Origin of the sequence: Marivita sp. (assembly GCF_020055635.1) — a bacterium.
Classification (GTDB): domain Bacteria; phylum Pseudomonadota; class Alphaproteobacteria; order Rhodobacterales; family Rhodobacteraceae; genus Marivita.
This window is the reverse complement of sequence record NZ_JAIPUT010000031.1, coordinates 1-13757: the sequence shown is the minus strand read 5'-3', so window position 1 is coordinate 13757 and position 13757 is coordinate 1. Positions and strand designations below refer to the sequence as shown.

The window sequence follows — 13757 nt, the reverse complement described above, 5'->3', positions numbered from 1 at the left end:
AAGGCTTGAGGCCGCGATTTCGAAATCGCGGAGAAAGCATCTTCGAAGATGCTTGCCCCAAGGTGCTTCGAAGCACCTTCCCGCGCGCGCGCTCTGGACCTTCACCGGCCCCGCACATAACCTGCGCGCCAAAACAAGGAGGTCGCCATGGCAACCGGCAAGAACATTCACACCTATTTCAACGGCACCTGGCACAATGGCGATGTCGCCGTGATCAACGCCGCCGACCATGGCGCATGGTTGGGCAGCGGCGTGTTCGACGGCGCGCGCTATGTAAACGGTGTGGCGCCGGACCTGCTGGCCCATTGCCAGCGGGTGAACCGGTCGGCCGAGGCGCTCATGGTCACACCCACGGTGAGTGCCGAAGACATGGTCCAGATCGTCTGGGATGGGCTGCGCGCCTACGCCGAGGACAGCGCGGTCTATATCCGGCCGATGTACTGGGCCATAGACGGCGACCAGACCGCGATCGTTCCGCAGGCCAACAAGACCGGGTTCGCGATCTGCCTTGAAGAGATCCCGATGGCCCCGGAAACCGCAAGCGTGTCGCTGGGCAAGACGCAGTTCCGGCGCCCGGTTCTGGAAAGCGCGGTGGTGAATGCCAAGGCGGGCTGCCTCTATCCCAACAACGCGCGGATGCTGGCCGAGGTTCGGGCGCGCGGGTTTCAGAATGCGCTGGTCACGGATGCCATGGGCAACGTGGCCGAGAGTGCCACGGCCAACGTCTTCATGGTCAAGGATGGCGAGGTTTTCACACCGATCGCAAATGGCACCTTCCTCGCCGGGATCACCCGGGCACGGCACATGACCAACCTGCGCGCGGATGGCACCGACGTGCATGAAACCGTTCTGACCTTCGCGGATTTCGAGGCGGCGGACGAGGTGTTCCTGTCGGGCAACATGAACAAGGTGACCCCTGTGGTCGGGTTCGAGGAGACGTCCTACCAGGTCGGCCCGGTGACCCGCCGCGTGCGCGAGATGTACTGGGATTGGGCTCATTCCGGATGAGGCGGACTATTGGCGGCAGATGAGGCCCGATCGGGACGGGTTCCGCCGCCATGCGCCTTGCACCGCCAGGACGCGGGTACCGCTCCGAACACCTGTTGCACGGGTCTGTTTCCTGCGTCATGATCGCCGCCGGGAGAACACATATGCGTAAATTTCTGGTGGTGCTGGACGACAGCCGCGAATGCCTGAATGCCATGCGGTTCGCGGCGATGCGGGCGGCAAAGACCGGCGGCGGTGTCGAAATCCTGTCAATCATCCCGGCGGATGAGTTCAATCATTGGATCGGTGTCGGTGAAGTCATGCGTGAAGAGGCGCGGGAACGCATCCACGCGCATTTCGAGGTCTTCGCCAAATGGATGCGCGACAAGCAGCATGTCGATCCCGAACTGGTGATCCGCCAGGGCGAGGCCGTGGCCGAAATCGTGGCACAGGTCCAGGATGACCCGGAAATCGGCGTGTTGGTTCTGGGCGCCAGCACCGGCAAGAAGGGCCCCGGCCCGCTGGTGTCGCAATTGACCAAAAACGCCGGCAGTCTGCCGATCCCGATCACCATCGTACCCGGCGAATTGTCGAAAGAACGGCTCGAAGCGATCACCTAGTCCGGGCGGGTCGTGCCTCGGACCGAAGGGCTCCGCCGCAGATGCCGAAAGTTTAGAACTGTTCTAAACCTTGACGCTGAACCGGCGGCACCGCATATAAGTCTCAGCCATCAGGAGGTGACGCGATGTTTATCCAGACCGAATCCACGCCCAATCCGGCAACGCTCAAATTTCTGCCGGGGCAAACCGTGCTCGACATGGGCACTGCCGATTTTCCCTCGGCCGACGGCGCGTCCGCGTCCCCCCTTGCGTCCCGCCTGTTCGGCGTCAACGGCGTCAAGGGTGTGTTCTTCGGGCATGATTTCGTCACCGTCACCAAGGACGAGGACAGCGACTGGGATCACCTGAAACCGTCGATTCTGGGCGCGATCATGGAGCATTTCCAGTCCGGCGATCCGGTGATGGCAGGTGACGCGCAAGCGCCTTCGGGACATGCCGAACATACCGGCGAAGATGGCGAAATCGTGGGCCAGATCAAGGAGCTTCTGGACAGCCGCGTGCGTCCGGCTGTGGCCCAGGATGGCGGCGACATCACCTTCCACGGCTTCGATCGCGGTGTTGTCTATCTGCACATGCAGGGCGCCTGCGCCGGGTGCCCGTCCTCGACCCTGACGCTCAAGATGGGGATCGAGAACCTGCTGCGCCACTATATCCCCGAAGTGACAGAGGTCCGCCCGGTTGCCGTCTGACACGACACTTCTGGCGTTCGATACATCGGCTGCGCATTGCGCAGCCGCTTTGTTTTCGAACGGTCGGGTCGTTGGAACCCATGTCGATGCGATGTCGCGCGGACAGGCGGAACATCTCATGCCGATGCTCGAATCGTTTCTGGCAGAGCACGGCAAGTCATGGGCCGACCTCACCCGCCTTGGTGTCGGGGTCGGTCCCGGCAATTTCACCGGCATCCGGATTTCCGTCTCCGCAGCACGCGGATTGGCCCTCGGGCTGGGCATCCCGGCAATCGGCGTGTCCACGCTGGACGCGATTCGGCATCTGCATCCACGCGCCACGGCTGCGGTTCCCGCGCCGCGCGACATGATCTATGCGCAGCCCCCCGGCGGCGCACCGATGCTTGTCGCGGCTTCCGAATTCCCCGATGCGGTGCTTGCGCCCGGCCCCGAAGCGCTGGTCGCAGCGATGGCGGAAATGGCGGCTTCGGCCGATGCGCGCGATGCGGACAGGCCGAAGCCGCTCTACATCAAGCCGGCTGACGCGGCGCCTTCGCGCGAGGGCGCTCCGGTGATCCTGCCGTGACACCCGAGACCTTCGCGAAGATCATGGACCGCGCCTATGTGCACATGCGGCCCTGGTCAGCCACCGAGATCGCGGAAACGCTGGCGCGGCCGCACATCCATTTTCTGACCCAAGGTCAGGGCGGCCTCATCGCCCAAATGGTTGCGGACGAGTGCGAGATCCTGATCATCGCCACCGACCCCGATGCGCAACGGCAGGGCTTGGCATCCTCGCTCCTGGCAGAGCTCATCCGCCTGGCTGCGACGCGGGACATCAGCCGCGTGTTCCTGGAGGTCGCCGCCAGCAACCGCGCCGCGCGCACGTTCTATGCCGCGAAGGGATTCGCGCCCATCGGAACGCGTCCGGGCTATTACACCTTGCGGGACGGTACGAAGGACGATGGAGTGCTGCTTTCTCTCTCCGTTGCGCAAGGTCACACCGGCGATGCGCCAGCGTCACAAGGCTGCACGACAAAAAGCGGTTGACCCTTTGCTGCACCTGCGGCCTTAATTGCACCTGATCACATGATCTCATCGGCGGCACATCGACGCCGTCGCAGTCAAACACCTGGGAGCCCCATATGACCCTCATGACCAAACTCTCCAGTGCCGTCGCCGCACTGGCCCTGACCGCGGGCGCTGCCGTCGCCGAGCCGGCCCTGATCTTCGATCTTGGCGGCAAGTTCGACAAGTCCTTCAACGAAGCCGCCTTCAACGGTGCGCAGCGTTGGGCCACGGAAACCGGCGAGTCCTTCCGCGAGATCGAGCTTCAGTCCGAGGCCCAGCGCGAACAGGCCCTGCGCCGCTTTGCCGAGAACGGCAACAACCCCATCGTCATGACAGGATTCGCCTTCGGCAACGTGCTGAGCGAAGTGGCCCCGGATTATCCGGACACCAAGTTCGCCATCATCGACATGGTTGTCGACCAGCCGAACGTTCGGTCCGTTGTCTTCAACGAACATGAAGGCAGCTACCTTGTCGGAATGATGGCCGCGATGGCCTCCGAAAGCGACACTGTCGGCTTTATCGGTGGCATGGACATCCCGCTGATCCGCAAATTCGCCTGTGGCTATGCGCAGGGCGTCAAGGCGGTGAACCCGGATGCGACCGTGGTTTCCAACATGACCGGCACGACGCCAGCGGCCTGGAACGATCCGGTGAAGGGATCGGAACTGACCAAGGCGCAGATCAGCCAAGGCGCTGACGTGGTATATGCGGCAGCGGGCGGCACGGGTGTGGGTGTCCTGCAAACCGCAGCCGACGAGGGCATCCTGTCAATCGGCGTGGACAGCAACCAGAACTACATGCACCCCGGCCAGGTCCTGACCTCGATGATGAAGCGCGTCGACAATGCGGTCTATGACGCGATGATGGCGGGCACCGAGCTTGAAACCGGGATCAACGTCATGGGCATCGCCAATGGCGGCGTCAGCTATGCCATGGACGTGCACAATGCGGAACTGGTCAGCGCCGAGATGAAAGCCGCCGTCGATGAGGCAGCGGACAAGATCGCCAGCGGCGAACTCGAAGTGCACGACTACATGTCGAACGACAGCTGCCCGGCCCTGAGCTTCTGATCCGAACGGCACATTTACAAGCGTGCGGAGCGGCTGGAAACGGTCGCTCCGCATCGTATCGGGCAATTGGCCCGAGGACCGATGCAGGGAGACTACCTTGACAACCGCTGAAGCCCCCGAGACCGAGTCAATGCGCCCCCAGGCCGCTCCGGCGATCGAATTGAAGGGCATCTCCAAGGCCTTCGGACCGGTTCAGGCGAACAAGAACATCTCGATCCGCGTCAAGCCCGGCACGATCCACGGCATCATCGGGGAAAACGGGGCCGGCAAATCGACGCTGATGTCCATTCTCTACGGGTTTTACAAAGCCGATAGCGGCCAGATTTTCGTCAATGGTACCGAAACCCAGATCCCCGACAGCCAGGCCGCAATCAAGGCCGGGATCGGGATGGTGTTCCAGCATTTCAAGCTGGTGCAGAATTTCACCGTGCTGGAAAATGTGATCCTCGGCGTCGAAGACGGCCCGCTGCTCCGGCCCTCGCTGAACAAGGCGCGGGGCCAGTTGAAGCATCTGGCGGAAGAATACGAACTGAATGTCGATCCGGACGCGTTGATCGAGAACCTGTCGGTCGGCCACCAGCAACGCGTCGAGATTCTCAAGGCGCTGTACCGGCAGGCCGACATCCTTATCCTGGACGAGCCGACCGGCGTGCTGACCCCCGCCGAGGCCGATCACCTGTTCCGCATCCTCGACAATCTGCGCAAAGAGGGCAAGACGATCATCCTGATCACCCACAAGCTGCGCGAGATCATGAATGCGACCGACACGGTTTCGGTGATGCGCCGCGGCGAGATGACCGCGACCGTCGAAACGTCCGAGACCAGCCCGGAACGGCTTGCCGAGATGATGGTGGGGCGCAAGGTGCTGTTGCAGGTCGACAAGAAACCCGCCACCCCCGCGCAGCCTGTGCTGGAGGTCGAAAATCTCCGCCTTGTCGATGACAAGGGTGTCGAGCGTTTGAAGGGCATTTCTCTTGAGGTGCGCGCAGGTGAGATCCTCGGGATTGCCGGCGTTGCCGGAAATGGCCAGTCCGAACTGCTCGAGGTGCTGGGCGGCATTGCCGACGCGACGGGAACGGTCCGCGTCAATGGTCAGCCGATCGAGCTGAAGGGTGCCGGGTCGGACGGGCAATCGCGACGCGCCCGCGGCATTGGCCACGTACCCGAGGACCGTCACCGCGAAGGTCTGATCATGCCCTTCACGGCTTGGGAAAACACGATTTTCGGCTATCACCGCGATTCGAAGATCCAGACTGGTCCGCTGATGAACAATGCGGCGATCCAGACCGAAGCCGCCGCGAAGATGGAACGCTTCGACGTGCGCCCGCCCAATCCGAAACTGGCGGCGCGGAATTTTTCGGGCGGCAACCAGCAAAAGATCGTTCTGGCGCGAGAAATTGAACGCAATCCCGATATCCTGCTGGTCGGCCAGCCGACACGTGGCGTCGATATCGGGGCGATCGAGTTCATCCACCAGCAAATCATCCGGCTGCGCGACGAGGGCAAGGCAATCCTGCTGGTCTCGGTCGAACTGGACGAGATTTTTTCGCTTTCCGACCGCATCGCGGTGATGTTCGACGGGCAGATCATGGGCGAGCGGCTGCCATCAGAGACCAATGAACAGGAGCTTGGCCTGCTCATGGCCGGGATCACCGACACCGCACATGCGCACATGCCGACATCGCCGATGGCACTGACGGAGACCGAATTGCAGCAAGCGGCGGAAGCCGAGGCGCAGGCGGACGACACGTCAAAGGCGGAGGACCCGGCCCCCCCGGAGACCACTCTGGAGGCACCGACAGAAACCGCCGAGACCGCCGAGACCGCCGAGACCGCCGAACCGGGCCCCGATCCGAGCGAAGGAACAAGGCCGCACGTGCCGGACCCGGTGGAACCGAAGCCACAGGACGAACAGGTCGCAACCGGCGAGACAAAGCCAGAGGATGACAGGGCCAAGGTGAACGGTTCGTACAGCATCGCCAGCCTGAGCGCCACGATCTCTCAATCGAGCCCGCTGGTTCCGAAGAACCCCAAACCCGCAAAAGACGACCCGCAGGAAAGTGACAAAGATGGATAAGATGCCCGCCTGGGCCGACGCGGTCCTTGTCCCCCTGATCTCCCTGATCCTTGCCGCATTGCTGTCGGCGCTGGTGATCATCGGCATCGGCGAAGACCCGATTGCTGCGTTCCAGCTCATGGTCGATGGCGCATTGATGCGGTCCTCGGGATGGGGGTACACGCTCTATTACGCGACCAACTTCATCTTCACTGGTCTCGCCGTGGCCATCGCCTTTCACGCCCGCCTGTTCAACATCGGTGGCGAAGGACAGGCGATGATCGGCGGGTTGGGCGTGGCTCTGGCCTGTCTCTATATCCCTTGGCCCAACTGGTACGTGGCGCTGGTCGGCGCGACGGTGTCGGCGGCTTTGTTCGGCGCGCTCTGGGCGCTGATCCCGGCCTATCTTCAGGCCAAGCGCGGCAGCCATATCGTGATCACCACGATCATGTTCAACTTCATCGCCGCCGCCGTACTGAACTACGTGCTGGTGAACCTGCTGCGCCCGCAAGGTGCGATGGACCCGGCAACGGCGCGGTTTCCCGAGGCCACGCATCTGCCGACGTTTCAGGACATGTTCTCGACCGCGGCGGAACCGATGTTCCGTGGCGCGCCGGCCAACGTGACCTTCTTTCTGGCGGTTCTGGCCTGTTTCCTCGTGTGGCTGCTGATCTGGCGCACGCGGCTGGGCTATGAAATCCGCGCCTTCGGCTTTTCTGAATCCGGGGCGAAATATGCCGGCATCAGCCCGGTCAAGATCACCGTGGTCGCCATGCTCATTTCCGGCGGGCTGGCCGGGATGATGGCGCTCAACACCACGATGGGCGAGGCCGAGCGCCTTGTCATGAACGCGACCGAGGGCGCGGGCTTCATCGGTATCGCGGTGGCCCTGATGGGCAGATCGCACCCGCTGGGCGTGCTGCTGGCGGCGCTTCTTTTCGGCTTTCTCTATCAGGGCGGGGCCGAGCTTGCGCTCTGGACCAATATCCCGCGCGAACTCATCGTCGTGATCCAGGCGCTTGTCATCCTGTTCACCGGAGCGCTCGACAACATGGTGCGGATGCCGCTGGAACGGACCTTTCTCGCCTTCCGCAAACCGGCGCGGCCCGACGGACGGTCAGCCCAGTCCGGGCCGGCAGAATAGACCGATGCAGCTTCTTTCCGTCAGCCCCCTTCTTTCCCAAGCAAGATTCAGGACCTGAACCATGGACTTCTTGACGCTAATTCAGGTCTTGGACAGCACGGTACGCCTTGCCACGCCGCTCTTGCTGGCCTGCCTGGCCGGTCTCTTTTCCGAACGCGCGGGCATCTTCGACATCGGGCTGGAGGGCAAGATGCTGGCCGCCGCGTTTTTCTCGGCCGCCGTGGCGTCGATCACCGGCGATGTCTGGATGGGGCTGGGCGCGGGTATCCTGGCGTCGATTGCGCTGTCCGTGGTGCACGGGCTGGCTTCGATCACCTTTCGCGGCAACCAGTTGATTTCCGGCGTTGCGATCAATTTTCTCGCAGCGGGCCTGACCGTTTTGATCGCTCAGGACTGGTTCAGCCAGGGCGGGCGCACCCCCTCGCTGATCGGGGCGGGCCGGTTCGAACCGGTGATCCTGCCGGGCGCCGAAACGCTTGCGGGCGTGCCACTTCTGGGACCGATCTATTCCGAACTGATCTCGGGCCATTCGATTCTTGTCTACTTCGGCTTTCTCATGGTGCCGCTCACGTGGTGGCTGCTCTACCGCACACGGTTCGGGCTGCGCCTGCGCGCGGTGGGCGAAGCGCCCGAGGCGGTGGACACCGCAGGCATTTCCGTCGTGGGACTGCGCTACATGGCGGTAGGCATCTGCGGCATCCTCTGCGGCGTCGCAGGTGCCTACCTGGCCACCGCGCTTCAGGCAGGGTTCGTCAAGGACATGACCGCCGGACGTGGGTTCATCGCGCTGGCCGCGCTGATCTTCGCCAAGTGGCGGCCCTGGTACGCGCTTTATGCCTGCCTGCTCTTCGGTCTGCTGCAAGCGGTGGCGCTGCGCTATCAGAACATCGACCTTGGCGTTTTCGTGGTGCCGGTGCAGGTGATGGACGCGCTGCCCTACATCCTGACCGTGGTGATCCTTGCAGGCTTTGTCGGCAAGGCGATCCCGCCACGCGCGGGTGGCGAACCCTACGTCAAGGAACGCTGACCGTCGGGCCCCGTTTCCGTCAGCGGAAACACGATGAGGCGTCGACGCCTCATCCACCGCGTCAGGCCCGCGGGCAGCGCAGTGTCCGGGCCGGCACGCGCCTTGCGGCACCGCCCCCCTTGAAACCCCGGACAGGTTGCGCCTAAGCACGACCATGCAAATCTACCTGCCCATCGCGGAAGTCTCGGTGAATGCCTTCCTGCTGCTTGGATTGGGCGGGCTGGTGGGCTTGCTCTCGGGCATGTTCGGGGTCGGCGGCGGGTTTCTCATCACGCCGCTTCTGTTCTTCATCGGCATCCCCCCCGCCGTGGCCGTGGCCACCTCGGCCAACCAGATCGTCGCCGCGTCCTTCTCCGCGCTGCTGCCGCATGTCCGGCGACGCAATGTCGATTTCCGCATGGGCAGCGTCCTTCTCGCCGGAGGGCTGCTGGGCTCTGCGCTCGGTGTCTACGTCTTCACCCTTCTCAAGACGCTGGGCCAGGTCGATCTGATGGTGAACCTGTGTTACGTGGTCTTTCTCGGCATCGTCGGCAGCCTGATGTTCGTCGAAAGCCTTCAGGCATTGCGACAGGCGCGCAAGGGCGCCGCCCCGAAACGGCGCAAGCACACCTGGGTGCACGGGATGCCCTTCAAGATGCGGTTCCGGGTCTCCGGCCTCTATATTTCGGTGATCCCGCCGCTGCTGGTCGGCCTGTCGGTCGGCGTGCTGTCGGCGATCATGGGCGTCGGTGGCGGTTTCATCATGGTGCCGGCGATGATCTACCTTCTGAGCATGCCCACCAAGGTGGTCGTCGGCACGTCATTGTACCAGATCATCTTCGTCACCGCCTTCACCACGCTGTTGCACGCCGCCACGAACTACACCGTCGACATCATCCTCGCCGTTCTCCTGTTGATCGGAGGCGTGATCGGCGCACAATATGGCGCGATGGTCGGGGCGCGCCTCAAGGCCGAGCAATTGCGCATCCTTCTGGCCGGGCTGGTGCTTCTGGTCTGCGCCAAGCTGGCGTTCGACCTCGCGATCCGGCCGGCCGAGCTCTATTCGCTTTCCGAAATCGGGTCGTGATGCAGGCGCGGACGCAGATGACGGCCCCGTGGCCCTGGACGGACGCAAATCCGTCCCGCATTCCGACCCGGCCCCATCGCCACTGTGCCCGGTATCCGACACCCTGCTCGACGGTCGCAGCGCGCCATCCATCCACGCTTGAAACGGCTGCCGCCTTGAGGCTACAGAACGACATGCAGATATACCTCCCGATCGCCGAAATATCGGTCAACGCATTCCTGCTTCTCGGGCTGGGGGGTATCGTCGGTGTGCTGTCGGGCATGTTCGGCGTCGGCGGCGGATTTCTGATGACGCCGCTGCTGTTCTTCATCGGCATTCCGCCAGCCGTCGCCGTCGCGACCGAGGCCAACCAGATCGTCGCCTCGTCCTTCTCGGGCGTGCTGGCGCATCTGCGGCGCAAGACCGTCGACCTGAAGATGGGAACGGTTCTGCTTGTCGGTGGCCTGATCGGGGCCGCGCTGGGTGTCTGGCTGTTCAACTACCTCAAGAGCCTTGGGCAGGTCGATCTGCTGGTCAAGCTCTGTTACGTGATCTTCCTGGGTGTCATCGGCGGGTTGATGTTCGTCGAAAGCCTGAACGCGATCCGGAAGACGAAGTCTGGCAAGCCCCCGGCGCGCAAGAAGCACAACTGGATCCACGGCCTGCCCTTCAAGATGCGGTTCCGCACCTCGGGGCTTTATATCTCGGTGATCCCGCCGGTGATCGTGGGCGTGCTGGTCGGCGTGCTTGCCGCCATCATGGGGGTCGGCGGCGGCTTCATCATGGTGCCCGCGATGATCTACCTGCTTGGCATGCCGACCAAGGTGGTCGTCGGAACCTCGCTGTTCCAGATCATCTTCGTGACCGCTTTCACGACGCTTCTGCACGCGACGACCAACTACACTGTCGACATGGTGCTCGCGGTGCTGCTGCTGGTGGGCGGCGTGGTGGGCGCGCAGTTCGGCGCCATTCTCGGAGCCAAGCTCAAGGCCGAACAGCTGCGCATCCTGCTGGCGATCATGGTGCTTGTCGTTTGCGGCAAGCTCGCGACCGACCTCCTCATCCAGCCGACCGAGCTGTTCACCATCGGCGCGGCGGAGGGGCACTGATGCGCAGTCTGCTGATCCTCCTCGCCCTGCTGGCCGCCCCGCTGCGTGCCGAAGAGGTCGTGCTTGGCCTGAGCCAGGACCAGGTTTCGATCTCGACCAATTTCGACGGATCGGAAATCATCATCTACGGCGCCATAAAGCGCGAAACCCCGATCCCCATGGCCGAACCGTTGCAGGTCATCGTCACGGTCTCGGGACCGCGGGTTCCGGTGACGGTGCGCCGCAAGGAACGCCGCCTGGGCATCTGGGTGAATGTCGATTCCGTCAATGTCGACGCGGCTCCGAGCTTTTACGCGGTTGCGACCTCGGCCCCCTGGAACGAGGTGATTTCCGACACCGAAGACCTGCGCCACAGCATTTCGATTCCGCGCGCGATCCGCTCTGTCGGAGCGCCGATGAACGTGGCCGAACCACAGGCCTTCACCGATGCCGTGATCCGAATCCGCACCGAAAACGGGCTTTACGCGCTCAAGGAAGGGGCTGTGGACCTGCGCGAATCCACCCTGTTCGACACCGCGATCGACATGCCCGCGAACCTGACCGAAGGCGATTACCGCACCCGCATCTTCCTCACCCGCGGCGGCGATGTCGTGTCGATGTATGAAACCAGCATCGACGTGCGCAAGGTCGGGCTCGAGCGGTGGCTGTTCAACCTGTCGAGACAGCAACCCCTCGTCTATGGACTGCTCTCGCTGGCCATCGCCATCGCGGCGGGTTGGGGGGCTTCGGCCGCGTTCCGGCTGATGCGGTCCGGCTGATGTCCCGCACGCCTCCCGGCATCCGCGCCGACTATCGCGCATTTCGCATTCTGCCCACGCGCTGGCAGGACAATGACGAATACGGGCATCTGAACAACGCCACCTATTACGCGCTTTTCGACACCGCCGTCAGCCTGTGGCAGATGGATCAGGGCATCGAGATCCGGGGCCCCGAGGCGGTCAGGTTCCTCGTTGTGGAAAGCGGCTGTCGATATCACGCCGAACTCGGGTTTCCCGACATTCTGACGGCCGGTCTACGGGTTGCGCATATCGGCACATCGTCATTTCGTTTCGAGATCGCGCTCTTTGCCAATGACAGCAACACCGCCGGGGCCGAAGGCTTTTTTGCACAGGTCCACGTGGGCCCGGAGGGTCGCCCCAGCCCGCTCTCCGAAACCGTGCATCGCACCCTGTCCGGTTTGAAGACCTGACAGCGACAGATCTTTGCGGGATCGCACAACTGGCCTATCGTTTCGGGGTTGCGGAATCTACGCGATCCGCGTTTATCACATGGGCAATGACGAAGAGACCGGCACGACCAGCGACTTCAACATCGACCTGTCGATTCAATAAACGCCTCAGCCCTTTTCGTGGAAGAAGGCGTAGATGCGTTCGGCCAACGCCTCGCTCACACCGTCAACCGCCTTGAGATCGGCAAGGTTGGCGCGGCTCACCGCCTTGGCCGACCCGAAATGCGCCAGCAGCGCCCGTTTGCGCGCCGCGCCGACACCCGACACCTCGTCCAGCGGGTTGGCCATCTGGGACTTGGCCCGCTTGGCCCGGTGAGTGCCGATGGCAAAGCGATGCGCCTCGTCGCGCAGGCGCTGCACGAAATAGAGCACCGGATCGTTGTGGCGCAAGGCAAACGGGCGCTGGCCCGACCGGTGGAACTCTTCCTTGCCCGCGTCGCGATCCACTCCCTTGGCTACACCGACCATGGCGATATCCTCCACCCCGTACTCGGTCATGATCTCGCGCACCGCCGACACCTGCCCCGCGCCGCCATCGATCAGCAGAAGGTCCGGCCACAGCCCCTTGTCGCGGTCCGGATCATCCTTGAGCAACCGCTTGAATCGCCGGGTCAGCACCTCTTTCATCATCCCGAAATCATCGCCGGGGACAAGGTCGTCCCCCCTGATGTTGAACTTGCGGTACTGGTTCTTCATGAACCCGTCCGGCCCGGCGACGATCATGGCGCCCACGGCGTTGGTGCCCTGGATGTGGCTGTTGTCATAGACCTCGATCCGCTCGGGCGGCGCGTCCAGTGCAAACGCCTCGGCCAGCCCTTTGAGCAGCTTGGTCTGCGTCGCCGTCTCCGCCATCCGCCGCGCAAGGCTCTCGCGCGCGTTGCGCAGGGCCCCGTCCACCAGTTCCGATTTCTCGCCCCGACGCGGCACCGCGATCTCGACCTTGCGGCCCAGCTTGTCCGAAAGCGCTTCGGTCATCAGGTCTTCGTTCTCGATCGGGTGGGACAGCAGGATCAGGCGCGCCGGTTCCTTGGAGTCATAGAACTGGCCAAGGAACGCTTCGAGCACCTCGGCCTCTTCCACATCCGGCCCGACACGCGGATAGAAATCGCGGTTGCCCCAGTTCTGGTTCGCCCGGATGAAGAACACCTGCACGCAGGCCTGCCCCTTCTCCAGATGCAGCGCGATCACGTCCGCTTCAGTCACGCCGCGCGGATTGATCCCCTGCGCCGTCTGTACCTGTGTGAGCGCGCGAATACGGTCGCGCAGGGCGGCGGCGCGCTCGAACTCCATCTCTTCCGAGGCCTGCGCCATCTGCTTGGCCAGCGTTTCCTGCACGTTGGTCGATTTGCCCGACAGGAACCGTTCGGCGTCGCGCACGCTGTCGGCATAGTCGGCTTCGCTGATCTTGCCGACACAGGGCGCCGAGCAGCGTTTGATCTGGTAGAGCAGACAGGGCCGCGTGCGGCTTTCGAACATCGCGTCCGAGCAGTTGCGCAGCAGGAACACCTTTTGCAACTGGTTGAGCGTCCGGTTCACCGCGCCCGCGCTGGCGAAGGGTCCGTAATAAGCGCCCTTGTCCTTCTTGGCCCCGCGATGCTTGTGGATCATCGGATAGGCGTGTTTCGTGACATGGATGTTCGGGAAGGATTTGTCATCGCGAAGCAACACGTTGTAGCGCGGCTTGAGCTGCTTAATGAGGTTCTGCTCAAGCAGCAGCGCCTCGGTCTCGGTG

13 protein-coding genes and 1 pseudogene are annotated in these 13757 nt (G+C 63.3%); 13 read left to right on the top strand and 1 reads right to left on the bottom strand.

The genetic code is table 11. From position 1 onward, the window contains the following. Window positions 1-147 precede the first annotated feature (147 nt). The 13 genes and pseudogenes from LCF60_RS14685 to LCF60_RS14625 all read left to right on the top strand — a co-directional run bounded on the left by LCF60_RS14685 (window position 148) and on the right by LCF60_RS14625 (window position 11986). A complete protein-coding gene (locus LCF60_RS14685; protein ID WP_292292770.1) occupies window positions 148-1008 on the top strand; it encodes a branched-chain amino acid aminotransferase in 861 nt (286 codons plus the stop codon). A 143-nt stretch (window positions 1009-1151) separates the two neighbouring features. Beyond that, entirely contained in the window at window positions 1152-1607 is a 456-nt protein-coding gene (locus tag LCF60_RS14680; RefSeq protein WP_292292769.1) for a universal stress protein, read from the top strand. 125 nt (window positions 1608-1732) lie between these two features. After that, the gene (locus tag LCF60_RS14675) at window positions 1733-2296 is read left to right on the top strand and encodes a NifU family protein (RefSeq protein WP_292292768.1); all 564 of its coding nucleotides are present in this window, start codon (window positions 1733-1735) and stop codon (window positions 2294-2296) included. Next, the gene (tsaB, locus tag LCF60_RS14670) at window positions 2286-2861 is read left to right on the top strand and encodes a tRNA (adenosine(37)-N6)-threonylcarbamoyltransferase complex dimerization subunit type 1 TsaB (protein WP_292292766.1); all 576 of its coding nucleotides are present in this window, start codon (window positions 2286-2288) and stop codon (window positions 2859-2861) included. The genes LCF60_RS14675 and tsaB overlap by 11 nt, the downstream gene beginning before the upstream one ends. Next, window positions 2858-3325, top strand: a complete 468-nt coding sequence (locus LCF60_RS14665; protein WP_292292765.1) for a GNAT family N-acetyltransferase — start codon at window positions 2858-2860, stop codon at window positions 3323-3325. Before tsaB ends, LCF60_RS14665 begins: the two co-directional genes overlap by 4 nt. 95 nt (window positions 3326-3420) lie before the next feature. After that, window positions 3421-4416, top strand: coding sequence for a BMP family ABC transporter substrate-binding protein (locus LCF60_RS14660; protein WP_292292764.1), 996 nt, complete (start codon window positions 3421-3423; stop codon window positions 4414-4416). A gap of 130 nt (window positions 4417-4546) precedes the next feature. Further along, window positions 4547-6073 (top strand): annotated as a pseudogene (locus LCF60_RS14655) (ABC transporter ATP-binding protein); the annotation flags it as partial. Between the two features lie 412 nt (window positions 6074-6485). Then, on the top strand, window positions 6486-7616 hold the full coding sequence (locus tag LCF60_RS14650; RefSeq protein ID WP_292292761.1) for an ABC transporter permease: 1131 nt from the start codon (window positions 6486-6488) through the stop codon (window positions 7614-7616). Window positions 7617-7677: 61 nt separating this feature from the next. Next, window positions 7678-8643, top strand: a complete 966-nt coding sequence (locus LCF60_RS14645; protein ID WP_292292759.1) for an ABC transporter permease — start codon at window positions 7678-7680, stop codon at window positions 8641-8643. A 154-nt stretch (window positions 8644-8797) separates the two neighbouring features. Beyond that, the gene (locus LCF60_RS14640; protein ID WP_292292758.1) at window positions 8798-9709 is read left to right on the top strand and encodes a sulfite exporter TauE/SafE family protein; all 912 of its coding nucleotides are present in this window, start codon (window positions 8798-8800) and stop codon (window positions 9707-9709) included. A 173-nt stretch (window positions 9710-9882) separates the two neighbouring features. Further along, a complete protein-coding gene (locus tag LCF60_RS14635) occupies window positions 9883-10797 on the top strand; it encodes a sulfite exporter TauE/SafE family protein (protein ID WP_292292756.1) in 915 nt (304 codons plus the stop codon). After that, window positions 10797-11555: a TIGR02186 family protein gene (locus LCF60_RS14630; RefSeq protein WP_292292755.1), complete on the top strand. Its 759-nt coding sequence runs from the start codon at window positions 10797-10799 to the stop codon at window positions 11553-11555. The genes LCF60_RS14635 and LCF60_RS14630 overlap by 1 nt, the downstream gene beginning before the upstream one ends. Then, window positions 11555-11986 carry an acyl-CoA thioesterase gene (locus tag LCF60_RS14625; RefSeq protein ID WP_292292754.1) on the top strand — a complete coding sequence of 144 codons (432 nt, stop codon included), beginning with the start codon at window positions 11555-11557 and terminating at the stop codon, window positions 11984-11986. Before LCF60_RS14630 ends, LCF60_RS14625 begins: the two co-directional genes overlap by 1 nt. Before the next feature lie 147 nt (window positions 11987-12133). On the opposite strand, the gene uvrC is transcribed toward LCF60_RS14625, so the two are convergent. Further along, window positions 12134-13757, bottom strand: a 1624-nt coding sequence (gene uvrC, locus LCF60_RS14620) for an excinuclease ABC subunit UvrC (RefSeq protein ID WP_292292753.1), incomplete at its 5' end; no start/stop codon positions are given.